General features: G+C 67.5%; 15 protein-coding genes and 1 tRNA gene. 11 read left to right on the forward strand and 5 right to left on the reverse strand.

Translation table 11 applies throughout. The features are described 5' to 3' along the window. Positions 1-7: 7 nt before the first annotated feature. From ACEQZY_RS17740 to ACEQZY_RS17750, 3 genes are read right to left on the reverse strand one after another with little or no spacing between them, the layout of a single operon-like run. Entirely contained in the window at positions 8-853 is an 846-nt protein-coding gene (locus tag ACEQZY_RS17740; RefSeq protein WP_370156206.1) for a shikimate dehydrogenase, read from the reverse strand. Then, the gene (locus ACEQZY_RS17745; RefSeq protein ID WP_370156208.1) at positions 850-1,446 is read right to left on the reverse strand and encodes a Maf family protein; all 597 of its coding nucleotides are present in this window, start codon (positions 1,444-1,446) and stop codon (positions 850-852) included. The genes ACEQZY_RS17740 and ACEQZY_RS17745 overlap by 4 nt, the downstream gene beginning before the upstream one ends. Further along, positions 1,443-2,336, reverse strand: coding sequence for a pyruvate, water dikinase regulatory protein (locus ACEQZY_RS17750; RefSeq protein ID WP_341704217.1), 894 nt, complete (start codon positions 2,334-2,336; stop codon positions 1,443-1,445). The genes ACEQZY_RS17745 and ACEQZY_RS17750 overlap by 4 nt, the downstream gene beginning before the upstream one ends. A 385-nt stretch (positions 2,337-2,721) precedes the next feature. Here ACEQZY_RS17750 and hemE point away from each other — a divergent pair, with 385 nt between their 5' ends. Continuing rightward, positions 2,722-3,792 carry a uroporphyrinogen decarboxylase gene (gene hemE, locus ACEQZY_RS17755; RefSeq protein ID WP_341704216.1) on the forward strand — a complete coding sequence of 357 codons (1,071 nt, stop codon included), beginning with the start codon at positions 2,722-2,724 and terminating at the stop codon, positions 3,790-3,792. A 12-nt stretch (positions 3,793-3,804) separates the two neighbouring features. Here the strand turns inward: hemE and ACEQZY_RS17760 are convergent, their stop codons facing one another. Continuing rightward, positions 3,805-4,287 (reverse strand): RcnB family protein, encoded by a 483-nt coding sequence (locus ACEQZY_RS17760; RefSeq protein ID WP_370156210.1) that lies wholly within the window; start codon positions 4,285-4,287, stop codon positions 3,805-3,807. A 148-nt stretch (positions 4,288-4,435) separates the two neighbouring features. Here ACEQZY_RS17760 and hemH point away from each other — a divergent pair, with 148 nt between their 5' ends. The 9 genes from hemH (at position 4,436) to ACEQZY_RS17805 (ending at position 13,708) form a co-directional block, all read left to right on the forward strand. Beyond that, positions 4,436-5,488, forward strand: a complete 1,053-nt coding sequence (gene hemH, locus ACEQZY_RS17765; protein WP_341704214.1) for a ferrochelatase — start codon at positions 4,436-4,438, stop codon at positions 5,486-5,488. Between the two features lie 7 nt (positions 5,489-5,495). Then, positions 5,496-5,921, forward strand: coding sequence for a protoporphyrinogen oxidase HemJ (hemJ, locus tag ACEQZY_RS17770; protein WP_341704213.1), 426 nt, complete (start codon positions 5,496-5,498; stop codon positions 5,919-5,921). Continuing rightward, the gene (locus ACEQZY_RS17775) at positions 5,921-6,415 is read left to right on the forward strand and encodes a GNAT family N-acetyltransferase (protein WP_341704212.1); all 495 of its coding nucleotides are present in this window, start codon (positions 5,921-5,923) and stop codon (positions 6,413-6,415) included. Before hemJ ends, ACEQZY_RS17775 begins: the two co-directional genes overlap by 1 nt. A 304-nt stretch (positions 6,416-6,719) precedes the next feature. Further along, on the forward strand, positions 6,720-6,899 hold the full coding sequence (locus ACEQZY_RS17780; protein ID WP_341704211.1) for a hypothetical protein: 180 nt from the start codon (positions 6,720-6,722) through the stop codon (positions 6,897-6,899). Positions 6,900-6,901: 2 nt separating this feature from the next. Further along, entirely contained in the window at positions 6,902-7,090 is a 189-nt protein-coding gene (locus tag ACEQZY_RS17785) for a hypothetical protein (protein WP_341704210.1), read from the forward strand. A gap of 463 nt (positions 7,091-7,553) precedes the next feature. Next, positions 7,554-8,750 carry an efflux RND transporter periplasmic adaptor subunit gene (locus ACEQZY_RS17790; protein ID WP_341704209.1) on the forward strand — a complete coding sequence of 399 codons (1,197 nt, stop codon included), beginning with the start codon at positions 7,554-7,556 and terminating at the stop codon, positions 8,748-8,750. 91 nt (positions 8,751-8,841) lie between these two features. After that, positions 8,842-12,042 carry a multidrug efflux RND transporter permease subunit gene (locus ACEQZY_RS17795; RefSeq protein ID WP_341704208.1) on the forward strand — a complete coding sequence of 1,067 codons (3,201 nt, stop codon included), beginning with the start codon at positions 8,842-8,844 and terminating at the stop codon, positions 12,040-12,042. A 150-nt stretch (positions 12,043-12,192) separates the two neighbouring features. Beyond that, positions 12,193-12,738: an arsenate reductase ArsC gene (locus ACEQZY_RS17800; RefSeq protein ID WP_341704207.1), complete on the forward strand. Its 546-nt coding sequence runs from the start codon at positions 12,193-12,195 to the stop codon at positions 12,736-12,738. Positions 12,739-12,907: 169 nt separating this feature from the next. Then, on the forward strand, positions 12,908-13,708 hold the full coding sequence (locus ACEQZY_RS17805) for a type 1 glutamine amidotransferase domain-containing protein (protein ID WP_370156212.1): 801 nt from the start codon (positions 12,908-12,910) through the stop codon (positions 13,706-13,708). Positions 13,709-13,744: 36 nt separating this feature from the next. Here the strand turns inward: ACEQZY_RS17805 and ACEQZY_RS17810 are convergent, their stop codons facing one another. After that, positions 13,745-15,001: an adenylate/guanylate cyclase domain-containing protein gene (locus ACEQZY_RS17810; RefSeq protein ID WP_341704203.1), complete on the reverse strand. Its 1,257-nt coding sequence runs from the start codon at positions 14,999-15,001 to the stop codon at positions 13,745-13,747. A gap of 141 nt (positions 15,002-15,142) precedes the next feature. Here ACEQZY_RS17810 and ACEQZY_RS17815 point away from each other — a divergent pair. Further along, a tRNA-Leu gene (locus tag ACEQZY_RS17815) sits at positions 15,143-15,229 on the forward strand. The last annotated feature ends 8 nt before the right edge of the window (positions 15,230-15,237 follow it).

Genomic DNA, 15,237 nt, shown 5'->3' on the forward strand with positions numbered 1-15,237 from the left:
CCCGCCATCATTCCGCCAGCACCGCGGCGCGCAGGGCCGGCGTCACCGCCGGCGCCACCCCGAACCAGGCCTCGAAACCCGGCCGGCCCTGATGCAGCAGCATGCCCAGCCCGTCGACCACCGGGTTGCCGCGGGCGGCGGCGGCGGCCAGCAGGGGGGTCTGCAGGGGGGCATAGACGATGTCGCTGACCAGGGCATCGCCGGGCAGGTCGTCCAGCGCGATGTCCAGTGCTTCCATGCCGGTCATGCCGAGGCTGGTGGAATTGACCAGCAGCCCGGCACCGGCCAGCACCGCCGCGCGCTCGTCCCAGTCCGTCACGGTCAGGCGCGGTCCGAATTCGGCCGCCAGGGCCTCGGCCCTGTCCCGGCTGCGGTTGGCGATGCGCAGCTCGGGCACGCCGGCATCCAGCAGCGCGACCACCAGGGCGCGGGCGGCACCGCCGGCCCCCAGCAACACCGCCGGGCGGGCAGCCGCCGACCAGCCGGGCGGGGCATCCGCCTTCAGGCTTTCGATGAAGCCGAAGGCATCGGTGTTGCTGCCGGCGAGGCCGCCATCGGCGCGCACCACGATGGTGTTGACCGCACCGATCCGCCGCGCCGCCGCGTCGGTCTCCGCCAGATAGGGCAGCACGGCCACCTTGTGCGGGATGGTCACGTTGATGCCGCGGAAGCCCGGTTCCCGCGGCAGCGCCGCGAGGAAGGCACCGACCTCCTCGGGCGGCACCGGGATGCGATCGTAACGGCCGTCGATGCCGTATTGCCGGAGCCAGAAGCCGTGCAGCTTCGGCGAGCGCGAATGCGCCACCGGCCAGCCGATCACGCCGGCGCGGGGGATTACCGGATCGTCGCTCACGTGCGCAGCACCTGATGATGGCGCAGGAAATCCAGCAGCGGCAGCAGCGGCAGGCCAAGGATGGTGAAGAAATCGCCCTGGATGCGGCTGAACAGCTGCACGCCGAGGCCTTCCAGCTGGTAGCAGCCGACCGATTGCAGCACGGCATCGCCGGCCTGGGCGAGATAGGCGTCGAGAAAGCCGTCCGAGAAGGCCCGCATGGTCAGCCGCGCGCCGTCGATATGGCGCCAGATGATGGTGCCGCTGCGCGCGACGACGACCGCCGAGACCAGATCATGGGTGCGGCCGCGCAGGGCCTGCAGCTGCGTGCGGGCCTCGGCCATGTCGGCCGGCTTGTCGAACCAGCGGCCCTCGCAGGCCAGCATCTGGTCGGCGGCGATGACAAAGCTGTCGTCGCCTGCTGCCGGCGTGCCGCGCCGCGCCTTCAGTTCGGCCAGCGCCTCGGCGGCCTCGCGCGGACCCGCCCCCTCGGCCTGCAGCGCCCGCTTGATCTCGGCCTCGTCGATGCGGGCCGGCTGCACCGCGAAATCGAGACCGGCCTGGCGCAGCATGGCCGCGCGCGCGGAACTGGCAGAGGCAAGGATCAGGTTCACCGGCGGCGGCCTTCCGGCGCTGGCAGGCCGAGATCGAGATTCTGCTGCCGCCGCTGTTCCTCGCGGCGGGCCTGCAGGTTTAGGATCGCGGCGGCGGTTTCCTCGATCGAGCGGCGGGTGACATCGATCACCGGCCAGCCATGGCGGCTGCACAGCTTGCGGGCCATGTTCAGCTCGTCGCGCACCCGGTCGACATCGACATATTCCGTTTCGGTGGTCTCGTTCATGGCGATCAGGCGGTTGCGGCGCACCGAGATCAGGCGGTCGGGCGAGGCGGTCAGGCCGACCACCAGCGGCCCGTCGGTCAGGCCGCCCAGCCGGTTCACCTCCTCGGGCACCGGCAGGCCGGGCACGATCGGGATATTGGCGGTCTTGTAGCCGCGATTGGCCAGGTAGATCGAGGTCGGCGTCTTCGAGGTGCGCGACACGCCGACCAGCACGATATCCGCCTTGTCGATATCGCCCAGATGCTGGCCGTCGTCATGGGCGATGGTGAAATGCATGGCATCGATGCGGTAGAAATACTCGGCATCCAGCTCATGCTGGCGGCCCGGCAGGTTCTGCGCCTTCTCGCCGAAATAGCGCCCGACGGCATGCATGACCGGATCGAGCACCGGCACGATCTGCAGCTTGGCCTGGGCACAGCCCTTCACCAGGATGTCGCGCTGGCCCTTGTCGACGATGGTGAACAGGACCAGGCCGCCCATGGCGGCAATCGCCTCGACCACCCGTTCCATCTGCAGCGGCGTGCGGACCAGCGCCCAGGTATGCACCTCGACCTCGTCATGGGATTTCTGGAACTGCACCAGAACCGCCTTGGCGATGGATTTCAGGGTCTCGCCGGTGGCGTCGGAGACCAGATGGATGTGAGGCCGGACAGTTTTCGGCATGACGCGGCGGGGGCTGAATTCCGTGGATAAGGGGGACAAGCGGGGGTTTGTCCCCAGTCCGGCCATTTTCATGCCCGCAAGCGGTCTTTCATGCAACCGGCCTGTCACCGGAGGATCAAATTTCCCGCCAACCTGTGAATTCCGTGGACAATCCGCAGGCGCTGCATCCGCTCCCGTTATCCCCATGATTCAGGGCAGCCGGATTGGCGGTTCCGCCACGTTTTGCGGCCTTTATCCCGTCATCCCCGGCCCGCTGCGGATAACCGGCTGCGGCCGGGACAGCCGGCCGGACCATCTCCGGAGAACCGGTAATCCCCGACTCTCCCCGCACAAACAACAACCTCATCTCTTTTATTTTTAAATAAAATAGGAGAAGGAATAGGTCATGGCCCGTCTCCCCCCCGTCCAGGCTGTCCAGCCGACCAAACCGCTCCTGCGTACCCTTGCCGGACTGCCGGCGGAACGGCCGCCGATCTGGCTGATGCGCCAGGCCGGCCGCTACCTGCCGGAATACCGCGAGACCCGCGCCCGGGCCGGCAGCTTCCTCGATCTCTGCTACGACCCGGAACTGGCCGCCGAAGTGACCCTGCAGCCGATCCGCCGCTTCGGTTTCGATGCGGCGATCCTGTTCGCCGATATCCTGCTGATCCCGCAGGCGCTGGGCCAGGGGCTGGCCTTCAGGGAGAACGAGGGACCGGTGCTGGATGCCATCCGTGGCGCTGCCGAGCTGACCCGGCTGAATCCGCAGGGCATCCATGCCCGGCTGGGGCCGGTCTACGAGGCGGTCGGGCGGATCCGGACGGCCCTGCCCGATGACTGCACCCTGATCGGTTTTGCCGGCGCGCCATGGACGGTGGCGACCTACATGCTGGAGGGCCGCGGCTCGACCGATCATGCGGCGGCCAAAACCTGGGCCTTCGGCAATCCGGCAGCACTGTCGAGCCTGCTGGCTATACTGGTCGAGGCGACGGTGTCCTATCTCGACCGCCAGGTGAAGGCCGGTGCCGAGGTGCTGCAGCTGTTCGACACCTGGGCCGGCGTGCTGCCGGAAATGGAATTCCGCCGCTTCTGCGTCGAACCGGTGCGGCAGATCATCGCCCGCATGAAGGAACTGCATCCGGGGGTGCCGGTGATCGCCTTCCCGCGCGGTGCCGGGCTGTATCTCGAAGGCTATGCGGCGGCCACCGGCGCCGATGCGCTGGGGCTGGATTACACCGTGCCGCTGGGCTGGGCCCGCGACCATCTGTGGCCGAAGACCGTGGTGCAGGGCAATCTCGACCCGCGGCTGCTGGTGACCGGCGGTCCGGCGCTGGCGGAAGGGGTGCAGCGCCTGCTGCGCAGCTTCGGCGGCCGCAACCATATCTTCAACCTCGGCCACGGCATCGTGCCGGAAACCCCGGTGCGCCATGTCGAGCAGCTGGTGCGGCTGGTGAAGGGCACCGAAACCAGTGTCTGACACCGGCCGGTCTCAGCTGATGCGTGACAGATCCTCGATGGCGGCAGCAACAAGGCCGGTGCCGATGGCGATCATCAGGATATCGGACGCGACCCGCACGTAGCGATAGCCCTGCGGCGGTTGCTGTATGCGTCTGAGCAGATCCTGTGGCAGGTCGTGGAAGATCACATCGCGTGGCAGCGGCCGGCCTAGCGCCCATTTCTTCGCCTGGCCTGGCGGCATGCAGCCATTGTGCTTTTTTGCCAGCCCGGGCGGGCAATGGCCGGCCCGGAACTGTGATCCGTAATAGTCGCGGATGGCCATGCGGGTATCGTTACCGATGACGATGTCGACATGAAGACTGCCGCTGTGGCTGTCATGACGGGCAGGGCTGCTTCGCTCGGGCGCTGCCCTGTTCGGTTTGCCGCCGGGCGGATCGGCAAAGGCAGGCATGGTGCATGCAAGTGCCATGCATAAGGCGAGGGTGGAAGCGAGCAGAGAGCCGGTGCGGGACATGGACATTCCTGTTCATTTCATCAGGCCGGTCACCCGGATGACCATGCGGTAGTCTCGCCCTGATTGAGGCGAATTTGTGCCCGAACAAAAAAATACGAAGAAACAAGCATATTGCCGGATTGCGCCAGCGGCTTACATTGAGCGGACCATGCCCCAGAAGACAGCCGTCATCCTGTTCAATCTCGGCGGGCCGGACAGCCAGCAGGCCGTGCAGCCCTTCCTGTTCAACCTGTTCAACGATCCGGCGATCATCCGCCTGCCGAATCCGTTCCGCTGGCTGCTGGCCAAGCTGATCGCAACGCGGCGCGCACCCAAGGCAGCGGAGATCTACGCGCAGATGGGCGGCCGTTCGCCGATCCTGCCGCAGACGCAGGCCCAGGCGACGGCCCTGCAGGCGGCCCTGGGCAGCGACGACTATGCCGTGTTCATCGCCATGCGGTACTGGAAACCGTTTGCCGACGATGCAGCACGCGCGGCCAGGGACTGGGGGGCGGAACGGGTGATCCTGCTGCCGCTGTATCCGCAATTCTCGACGACGACGACCGCCTCGTCGCTGCGGGACTGGCGGCGGGCGGCGAAGCGCGCGGGCCTTGACGTGCCGACAGCGGCCATCGGCTGCTATCCGGACGAGGGCGGCTTCATCGCGGCGCAGGCCCTGCTGCTGCAGCGCGCGCTGGATCAGGCGGAAACGGCGGGGCCACAGGATGCACCGTTGCGCCTTCTGTTTTCCGCCCATGGCCTGCCGAAAAAGGTGGTGACCGACGGCGATCCCTACCAGATGCAGGTCGAACGCAGTGTGGCGGCGATCCTGCGGCGGCTGGACCGGCCGGCGATCGACAGCGTGATCTGCTACCAGAGCCGGGTCGGTCCGCTGGAATGGATCGGCCCGGCCACCGATGCCGAGATCGAGCGGGCCGCGAAGGATGGCTGCCGCATCGTCGTGGTGCCGGTGGCTTTCGTCTCGGAGCATTCCGAGACGCTGGTCGAACTCGACATCGAATATGCCGAACTGGCACACGGACATGGTGCCGCCGCCTATATCCGCGTGCCGGCCGTCGGCACCGAACCGGATTTCATCACCGGCCTCGCCGGCATGGTGAAACGGGCGCGGGTCGATGATGGCCAGCCGCGCTGCGGCAGCGGTGCGCGGCCCTGTGGCAATGCCTGGCGGCGTTGCATCTGCACGGATCAGGGCGTATGACGGCGGCATGCTGTATCTCTGGCTGAAAGCCCTGCATGTCATTGCCGTGATCGCCTGGATGGCGGGGATGCTCTATCTGCCGCGGCTGTTCGTCTATCACTGCCAGGTGGCGCCCGGTTCGGAGGCTTCCGAGAAATTCAAGCTGATGGAACGCAGGCTGCTGCGGGCGATCATCAACCCGGCGATGGCCGCGACCTGGATCTTCGGCATCGCCATGGTGGTGCTGGGTGAATGGTGGAGCCATGGCTGGCTGATCGCCAAGCTGGCGCTGGTGATCGGCATGCAGGCGATGCACGGGATGCTGGTGCGCTGGCAGCGCGACTTCGCCGAGGACCGCAACACCCGCAGCGAACGTTTCTACCGGTTCATGAACGAGGTGCCGACCCTGCTGATGATCGGCATCGTCATCCTCGTCATCGTCAAGCCCTTCTGATGTCGCCGCCCTTTGCCATCGCGCCCGCGTCGGACGCGGATACCGACGGCATCGCCGCACTGATCCTGCCGATCCAGCAGGCGGAATTCGGCATTCCGATCACCTACGAACAGCAGCCCGACCTGCGGGATATCGATGGTTTCTACCGGCAGGGCTGCGGCGGATTCTGGGTGGCGAAGACGTCGGCCGGTGCGGTGGTCGGCAGCATCGCGCTGATCGATATCGGCACGGGAGAGGCGGCCCTGCGCAAGATGTTCGTGCACAGGGACTGGCGCGGGCGCGACCGGGGCGTGGCCCAGGCCCTGCTCGATATCCTGCTGGCCCATGCGCGTGGTGCCGGGCTGGACCGGATCCTGCTGGGCACCACCGAGAAATTCCTCGCCGCGCACCGGTTTTACCAAAAGAACGGCTTCGCCCGGATCGATGCTGCGGCCCTGCCGGCCAGCTTTCCGCGGATGGCGGTGGATACCGTCTTTTTCCGGCTCGATCTCTGACAAACCATTATAAATAAATAATAATCCAGTTTTTCCTGTCCTTTTCCGGCCCGATCCGCTATATCAGACCGGCGCGGCCCGCCGGTTTTCCGGCCGGGGCGCCAGCATTGCCGGTGCCGGCGGCGGCCATCCAGGTCGGTCCGGTCCGGAGGTTCATCCGGCAATGCAGCAGGGAAAGGCCCGCGCGGCCCTTCCGCCAGCAGCTCTGAGCCCAGGCTGTTTCTCCGCCATGCGCAAGTCTGGCGGCCGCCCGCATCATCCTGCCGGTGATGCCGTTGCCGATGGTTTTACGAAGGAGCCAAGCATGCCGGATACCAGCCACAAGACGGGCCACAGGCCAGGCCCGCCGGCCACCGACCATGACGACCTGGTCAATGTGTATGGCAGCGGGCCGCTGCCGGTGGGCGAGCGCAGTCCCGCCACGGGCAACGAGAGCCATTCCCGGCAGAAAACCAGTGATTTCCAGCAGAAAAGGAGAGCATGACCATGCGTGTTTTTGTTCGTGAACCGATGTCGGAAGACACCCGCATCTCGATCCGCCTGCACCTGCAGAACTTTTCCGGCGGCAAGGCGGCGGTCGATTCCGACGGCAGCCAGATGGTGGTCGATTTCACCGAGGCCGGCGACGCCCGGCTGTTCCTGAAAAGCTTTTCCGACATTGCCCAGGCCGCGTAACCAGGCGGCCTAACGCCGCCCAGCCGCCGGTCCCGTCCGCAAGCCGCGGGCCGGGACCGGCCGGTGCCTGCCGGCCCGCCCTGGCCGGCCCCCGCTTTTCCCTCCGACATCCCCCATCGCCGCCGCCATGCATTCCCGGGACGGAGTGTTGGGAAAACGTTCCCGTTGTGTACCCGTCCGGCGGATGCTAATTGCCAGTTCCTGCAGGAATTATGATGCGGCGCGTAATTTCACGATTGTCGCCGTGCAATATTTTTGCGGCGCCGCTTTTCCGTGTCCTCTACAGTCCGGCAGCCCGCGACGGGGAATCTTCCCGCCGGCCGCGGCCGGAGATCCCTGCGGTGCTGCCGCAACGTCAGGGTTTCGTGCCCGCGGTCACACGGCGATACCGGAGTATAGCTTGTCGATACCACCGGCCGTGGTTAGTTGTTCGCGCATGCAAAAAGATATCGGGGGTTTTTCCATGACTTCGGGTTCCTTGTACCGGTATGCCCGGATCGCTGCCGCAGCCCTGGCCGGCCTGATCGCCGCCGATGCGGCGCTGGCCCAGCAGGGCCCGCCGCCGGTGACCGTCGCCCGGCCGGTGGTCAAGCCGATCGTCGAGATGGACGAATTCACCGGCCGCTTCGATGCCGCGGCCGCAGTGGAGGTCCGCGCCCGCGTCAACGGCTATCTGGACAGCGTGCATTTCACCGATGGCGCCACCGTGAAGGAAGGCGACCTGCTGTTCACCATCGACCGCCGCAGCTATCAGGCGGCGCTGAACCAGGCCCAGGCCACGCTGAACAGCCGGCAGACCGAATTCGACCTCGCCAAGGTGGAATACGAGCGCTATCAGCGCCTGACCCAGACCGGCGCGGCCGCCACCGCGACCCTGGACCAGCGCCGCCAGGCCTTCCTCGCCGCCCAGGCCAACATCGCCGGCGCCCGCGCCGCGCTGGACACGGCCCGCCTCAATCTCGGCTTCACCGAGATCCGGGCGCCGATTTCGGGCCGCATCTCGCGCAAGCTGGTCACCGAGGGCAACCTTGTCCGCGAGAACGAGACGCTGCTGACCACCATCGTCCAGCTCGACCCGATCTATTTCTATTTCGACATCGACGAGCGGTCCTTCCTCGCCTACCAGCGGCTGGCGATGAAAAACGGCGACAGCCTGAACACCCAGTCGCTGCCCGTCGCCGTGCAGCTGACCGACGAGAAGGATTTCCTGCACAAGGGCCGGCTCAACTTCACCGACAACCGGCTGGATGCGTCGACCGGCACCCTGCGGCTGCGCGCCGTGCTGGACAACAAGAACCTGTTCCTGACGCCGGGCCTGTTCGGCCGCATCGCCGTGCCGGGCACGCCGGAATACGAAGGCATCCTGCTGCCGGACGAGGCGATCCTGACCGATCTCGACCGCCGCTACGTCTATGTGGTGGGTGAAGGCGGCCAGACCCGCCAGCAGCCGGTCACGCTGGGCTCGCGCACCGACCGCTACCGCATCATCCGCACCGGCCTGAAGGGCGACGAGACCGTGGTCATCAACGGCCTGCAGCGCGTGCGGCTGGGCGGCGGCGTGGTGACGCCGCAGCCGGTGCAGCTGCCGCCGGTCTGGAACGGCCTGATGGCCCTGGCTGCCGCGCAGCCGGGCCAGCAGCAGGCCGCGCCGAAGAAATAAGGCGGCCGGCGGCCGCCTGAGCGGTCGCCACCGTTTCCTCTTTGCCTTCCCCCCGCCCGGATTCCGTCCGGGTCCAGTCCAGGGAGCCGTCATGAAGTTCGGGCATTTCTTCGTCGACCGGCCGATTTTCGCCTCGGTGGTCTCCATCGTGATCGTGATCATCGGCGCGATCGCCTTCTTCCAGCTGCCGGTCAGCGAATATCCGGAAATCGCGCCGCCGCAGATCAATGTCACCGCCAGCTATCCCGGCGCCGATGCCGAGACGCTGGCCCGGGTGGTGGCGACGCCGATCGAACAGGAGATCAACGGCGTCGAGAACATGCTGTACATGTCGTCCTATTCGACGGCCAACGGCGTGATGCAGCTGACCATCACCTTCCGCCCCGGCACCGATCTCGACAATGCCCAGGTGCAGGTGCAGAACCGCGTCTCGATCGCCGAGCCGCGCCTGCCCGAGGAAGTGCGCCGCCAGGGCATCACCACCCGCAAGCAGTCCGGCGACTTCCTGATGGTCGTGCACCTGCTGTCGCCCGACAAGCGCTATGACGAGCTGTATATCGCCAACTACATGAACCTGCGCATCCGCGAGCAGCTGCTGCGGCTGGACGGCGTCGGCAGCGTGATCGTATTCGGCGGCAGCGAATATGCGATCCGCATCTGGCTGGACCCGACGCGGATGTCGGCCTTTGGCCTGTCCGGCGCCGATGTGATCGGCGCGCTGCAGGCGCAGAATGTGCAGGTATCGGGCGGCGGCCTCGGCCGCCAGCCGGCCCCGGCCGATACCCCGATCGAGGCGATGGTGACCACCCAGGGCCGCTTCAGCGATGCCCGCGAGTTCCGCAACGTGATCGTCAAGTCCGGCGAGGGCGGCCGGCTGGTGCGCCTGCAGGATGTCGCCCGCATCGAACTGGGTGGCAAGGACTATACCAGCCGCAGCTATCTCGACGGCCAGACCGCGGTGGCGATGGGCGTGTTCCAGCGCCCGGGCACCAACGCACTGGACACCTCCGAGGCGGTGATCGCCATGATGGAGGAGCTGAAGAAGGATTTTCCGCCCGGTCTGGAATACACCATCATCTACAATCCGACCGAATTCATCTCGGAATCCCTGAACGAGGTGTACAAGACCCTGATCGAGGCGATCATCCTGGTCGCGCTGGTGGTGCTGGTCTTCCTGCAGAACTGGCGGGCGGCGCTGATCCCGATCCTCGCCATCCCGGTCTCGCTGATCGGCACCTTCTTCGTGATGTCGATGTTCGGGTTCAACCTGAATGTGCTCAGCCTGTTCGGCCTGGTGCTGGCGATCGGCATCGTGGTCGACGACGCCATCGTGGTGGTCGAGAATATCGAGCGCAACATCGCCCTGGGCATGAGCCCGCGCGACGCCGCGCACGAGACCATGGACGAGGTTGGCCGCGCCGTGGTCGCCATCGCCGTGGTGCTGTCGGCGGTGTTCATCCCGACCGCCTTCATCCCCGGCATCACCGGCCAGTTCTACAAGCAGTTCGCGCTGACCATCGCGGTGGCGACGATCATCTCGGCCTTCAACTCGCTGACCCTGTCGCCGGCGCTGGGTGCGATCCTGCTGAAGCGGCATGAAAAGGGCGAGCATCACCGGCCGCGCTTCATCCTGTTCCGCCTTGGCAGCTATTTCGCCGAACGCTTCAACACCGCCTTCGACCGGATGGCCGGCGGCTATGCCACCAGCGTCGGCGGCGTGGTGCGGCGGCGCTTCGTGATGCTGGGCTTCTACCTGCTGCTGGTGGCCGGCACGGTGTGGATCTTCGGCGCCATGCCGAAGGGGTTCATCCCGCCGCTCGACCGCGGCTATGCCATCGTGGTGATGCAGCTGCCCGATGGCGCCACGCTCGACCGTACCGACGAGGTGGTGCAGAAGGCGACCCGGATCGCCGAAAGCGTGCCGGGTGTGGACCATGTGGTGGCGATCCCCGGCTTCAACGGCGCCACCTTCACCAATGCCAGCAATGCCGGTGTGATGTTCACCACCTTCAAGCCGTTCGAGGAGCGCCTTGCCCGGGGCCAGACTGCCGCCGTGATCATCGGCCAGATGATCGGCCGGCTGCAGGCGATCGAGGAGGCCTTCGTGATCGCCGTGCCGCCGCCCGCCGTGCCGGGTATCGGTTCTGGCGGCGGCTTCAAGATGCAGCTGCAGAACCGCAACAGCGACGACGTGCGGCCGCTGCTGATGGCCGCCTACCAGATGATGGGGAAGGCGGCGCAGACGCCGGGCGTGACCGGGGTGTTCACCACCTTCTCGGCCTCGTCGCCGCAGATCTACCTGAATATCGACCGGGTGAAGGCGCAGATGCTGAATGTGCCGATCGCCAACATCTTCGACGTGCTTCAGATCAATCTCGGCTCGTCCTACGTCAACGACTTCAACGCCTTCGGCCGCATCTTCCAGGTGCGCGCCCAGGCCTCGGCCGAATTCCGCCTCAACAAGGAGGACATCCTGCGGCTGAAGGTGCGGTCGGCCGGCGGCGGCCTGGTGCCGCTGGGCAGCCTGGTTGAAATACGTGAGACCGCGGGCCCCGATCTGGTGCAGCGTTACAACATGTTCGTCTCGGTGCCGCTGCAGGGCAACACGCCGCCCGGCGTGTCGACCGGCCAGTCGCTGGATGTGATGGAGAAGCTGGCGGGCGAGACGCTGCAGCCGGGTCAGACCTTCGAATGGACCGAGCTGGCCCTGCAGGAGCGCCTGACCGGGAATACGGCGATCTTCATCTTCGCGCTGTCGATCGTCTTCGTGTTCCTGGCGCTGTCGGCCCAGTATGAAAGCTGGATCCTGCCGCTGGCGATCATGCTGATCGTGCCGGTCTCCATGCTGTTCGCACTGGGCGGCGTGTGGCTGTCGGGCATCGACAACAACGTGCTGGTGCAGATCGGTCTGGTGGTGCTGATCGGCCTGGCGGCGAAGAACGCGATCCTGATCGTCGAATTCGCCCGCCAGATCGAGGCCGAGGGCAAGAGCACCGTGGATGCGGTGATCGAGGCCTGCCGCCTGCGCCTGCGGCCGATCCTGATGACGGCCTTTGCCTTCATCCTCGGCGTGCTGCCGCTGGTGGTCTCGTCGGGCGCCGGTGCCGAGATGCGCCATGCACTGGGCACGGCGGTGGCCGGCGGCATGACCGGCGTCACCCTGATCGGCCTGTTCCTGACCCCGGTCTTCTACGTGGTGCTGCGCCGCCTGGCCCAGCGGCCGACCCGGGCCGAGCAGCCGACCCCGGCCCCGCATCTGCCGCCAACCCTGCCGGGCCAGGCCGGGGAATAGCCCGCCCACGCGGCCCACCAGGCAGACCGGCCCCGGCATTCCCGGGGCCGGTCTTTTTTTGGCCCCGGCTTTTGATGGCGGCTGTCTCCGTCCTGTCAACAAGGCGCGGTAGGGTGCCGCCGGCATCCACCTGTTCCGGATTCATCCAGCATGACCGAAGACCGCATCTACAACGTGCTGTTCCTGTGCACGGGCAACTCGGCCCGCAGCATCATGGCCGAGGCGATCATGAACAATCTCAGCGTCGGGCGCGGCCGTTTCCGCGCCTTCAGCGCCGGCAGCCATCCGCGCGGCCAGGTGCATGAATATGCCCGCGACCTGCTGGCGACCACCGGCCATTCGGTGAAGGACCTGCGGTCGAAATCCTGGGACATGTTCGCCGCCCCGGGTGCGCCGGTGATGGACTTCGTCTTCACCGTCTGCGACGACGCGGCCGGCGAAACCTGCCCGGTCTGGCCCGGCCAGCCGATGACCGCCCACTGGGGCATGCCCGACCCGGCGGCGGCCACCGGCAACGAGGCGGAGCGGCGCTATGCCTTTGCCGAGGCCTACCGGCACCTGTCCAACCGCATCGGCATCTTCGTCAACCTGCCGCTGGCCAGCATTGCCCAGCTGACCCTGCAGCAGCAGCTGGACCAGATCGGCCGGCCGGCGGCGGCGTCTGCACCCGGAGACCGGGCCGGCACCGCCGCCTGAGCGACCGCCTGAACAGCGGCCGGGACTGCCGTCACAAAGCTTTCACGGCCATGGCACGGCCGGCCCGTTGAAACCGGGCCGGGGCTTCCCATCTGTCTGGGGCGGCTGCCCTGCTGGCCGGCAACAGTCTGTAATGGTTCAAGAATCCGGATTATCAGGGAGAATCGCCATGGCTGCCCATGTGCTGGTTGTCGCCACCTCGCATAACCGGCTGGGCCCCGTCGCCGAGTCCGCTGCCTCGCCCGCCTCACCCGCCCCCACGCCGGGGGCGGAGCCGGCCGCCGGCCCGGCTGATGCCGGCCTGACCGGGGTCTGGGCGGAGGAACTGGCGGCGCCGTGGCTGCGGCTGGCGGCCGCCGGCTGCCGGCTGACCCTGGCCTCGGTGCAGGGCGGGCCGATCCCCTTCGATCCGAAAAGCCTGCCGAGAGCCGGCCGCGACGGCGATGCGGCGGCAGACAGCGTGCGGCAGTTTTTCGCCGACCGGACGGCCATGCAGGCCGTGCAGGCCACGCCGGCCATCGCCACGGTCGATATCGCCGATGCGGATGCGATCCTGCTGCCCGGCGGTCACGGCACGATGTGGGACCTGCCGCAGAGCGCGGCGCTGGCCGAGCGGATCAGGCGGCTGCTGGGACGCGGCGGCATCGTCGCCGCCCTGTGCCACGGCCCGGCCGGGCTGGCCGGCGTGCGCAGCGCCGATGGCCGCCCGCTGGTGGCCGGCCGCCGGCTGACGGCCTTCACCGACAGCGAGGAAGAGAAGGTCGGCCTGGCCCGCACCGTGCCTTTCCTGCTGGAAAGCCGGCTGCGGGCACTGGGCGCCGATGTCGTGGCGGGGCCGGATTTCCAGCCTCATGCGGTGCGCGACGGCAACCTGGTGACCGGCCAGAATCCGGCCTCGTCGGAAGCGGTGGCGGATCTGCTGCTGCAGGCACTGGCGGAGCGGGGCGAGCAGGTGCGCGCGGCGGAATAGCCGGCGGCGGGCTGTGTCAGTCTCAGGCGGATGGTCTCAGGCGGCGCGGCCGCGTTCGGCTTCCTTGCGCAGGAAGGCGGCGTCCAGGGTGAACAGCTCCTGCGGCATCTCGACGCCGCGCAGGGCATAGCGGCCCAGCGAGATCGCCTTGTCCTTCAGGCCGCCGGCGGCCTGGCGGAAGGCCGCCGACAGGATCGCCGGCTGGTCGACCGAACGCGCCATGCCGGCGATGCGCGAGAGTTCGTTCACGGCGGGGCCGACCACGGTGAAGTCGAGCCGGTCCTCGCCGCCGAAATTGCCGTACAGCACGTCGCCCACATGCAGGGCGATCGACATGTCGGCCACCGGCAGCCCGGCATTGGCGCGGCGGTTGCGCACCTCGCGCAGATTGGCCTGGGATTCGCACAGGGCCCGCAGGGCGTCGTGGGTCGCCGCTTCCAGGTCGGTATGGCGCTCGCCGTCGTTGCGGAAAATCGCCAGCACGCCGTCGCCCATGAATTTCAGCACCTCGCCGCCATGGCGGTGGATCGCCGCCACCACGGCGCCGGCATAGTCGTTCAGCAGCGGCATGATCAGTTCCGGCGTCACCGTGTCGACCAGGCGGGTGAAGCCGCGCAGGTCGCTGAACCACAGGGCCGCCGAGATGCGCTCGGCCTCGCCGCGGGTGATGGTGCCGCTGAGCACGCGGCGGGCGGCGTCGCGGCCGAGATAGGTTTCCGCGAGGGTGTCGGCGATGCGGCGCACGCTGGCCGAGCGCACGGCGGCGGCGGCAAACGGGATCAGTGCCTCCAGCATGCCGATCTGCATTTCCGTGAAGCCGCCGCCGGTATCGGTGGCCCAGGAGGCGTAGATCGAGTCGAGCTGGCCGATCACCGCCTTGTCGCCGAAGCGGGTCATGGTGACGACGTAGTCGGTGTAGCCCTCGGCGGCGAGATCGGTGACCACCGGGAAGGGATAGTCGCCGTTATGGCCGTCGATGCGCACACGCAGCTGGGCGGCACCGGATTGTTCGAGATGATAGAAGGGACTTTCGCGCCATTTGCGCTCGCCCTCGACGGTCGCCGAGCGGCCGAATTCATGCAGGATGGTTTCGTCCTGGTCGCGCTTCCAGCCGAAGATGCGGCCGGCCAGCACCGGATGCAGGGTGTCGGCCCCCAGCAGCGCCCGGCCGACGGGAATGTCGGCGGCGTTCAGGGCGGTGCAGAAATCGGCGAGAATCTCGCCTTCGGTGAGGCCGCCCAGCGAGGCATCGGCGATGCGGCGGGCGATGCGGGCGAAGACAGCGGGGTCCATGGAGCCAGCATATAGGGCGCTGTGACGGCGGCTACAATCCGGAAGCCGCCGTGTTTTTCGCCGCCGGGACAGAATGTCCCCCGGCCGGCGGCGGCACGGCGATTGACCCCCGGCGGCCGTGCCGCGTATGGAAAGGGGCCTGCCCGCTTGGCGGAATTGGTAGACGCACGGGACTTAAAATCCCGAGGCCGCAAGGCCGTGCCGGTTCGAGTCCGGCAGCGGGCACCATGGCCGGC

Origin of the sequence: Ferrovibrio sp., assembly GCF_964218355.1 — a bacterium.
Classification (GTDB): Bacteria; Pseudomonadota; Alphaproteobacteria; order Ferrovibrionales; family Ferrovibrionaceae; genus Ferrovibrio.

Excerpts from the sequence above, each read along its gene's own strand:
- ACEQZY_RS17775 (WP_341704212.1), top strand. The coding sequence starts at position 5,921 with ATGTCGCCGCCCTTTGCCATCGCGCCCGCGTCGGACGCGGATACCGAC.
- ACEQZY_RS17805 (WP_370156212.1), top strand. The coding sequence starts at position 12,908 with ATGGCTGCCCATGTGCTGGTTGTCGCCACCTCGCATAACCGGCTGGGC.
- hemH (WP_341704214.1), top strand. The coding sequence starts at position 4,436 with ATGCCCCAGAAGACAGCCGTCATCCTGTTCAATCTCGGCGGGCCGGAC.
- ACEQZY_RS17750 (WP_341704217.1), bottom strand. The coding sequence starts at position 2,336 with ATGCCGAAAACTGTCCGGCCTCACATCCATCTGGTCTCCGACGCCACC.
- hemE (WP_341704216.1), top strand. The coding sequence starts at position 2,722 with ATGGCCCGTCTCCCCCCCGTCCAGGCTGTCCAGCCGACCAAACCGCTC.
- ACEQZY_RS17795 (WP_341704208.1), top strand. The coding sequence starts at position 8,842 with ATGAAGTTCGGGCATTTCTTCGTCGACCGGCCGATTTTCGCCTCGGTG.
- ACEQZY_RS17800 (WP_341704207.1), top strand. The coding sequence starts at position 12,193 with ATGACCGAAGACCGCATCTACAACGTGCTGTTCCTGTGCACGGGCAAC.
- ACEQZY_RS17790 (WP_341704209.1), top strand. The coding sequence starts at position 7,554 with ATGACTTCGGGTTCCTTGTACCGGTATGCCCGGATCGCTGCCGCAGCC.
- hemJ (WP_341704213.1), top strand. The coding sequence starts at position 5,496 with ATGCTGTATCTCTGGCTGAAAGCCCTGCATGTCATTGCCGTGATCGCC.
- ACEQZY_RS17810 (WP_341704203.1), bottom strand. The coding sequence starts at position 15,001 with ATGGACCCCGCTGTCTTCGCCCGCATCGCCCGCCGCATCGCCGATGCC.
- ACEQZY_RS17785 (WP_341704210.1), top strand. The coding sequence starts at position 6,902 with ATGCGTGTTTTTGTTCGTGAACCGATGTCGGAAGACACCCGCATCTCG.
- ACEQZY_RS17780 (WP_341704211.1), top strand. The coding sequence starts at position 6,720 with ATGCCGGATACCAGCCACAAGACGGGCCACAGGCCAGGCCCGCCGGCC.
- ACEQZY_RS17760 (WP_370156210.1), bottom strand. The coding sequence starts at position 4,287 with ATGTCCCGCACCGGCTCTCTGCTCGCTTCCACCCTCGCCTTATGCATG.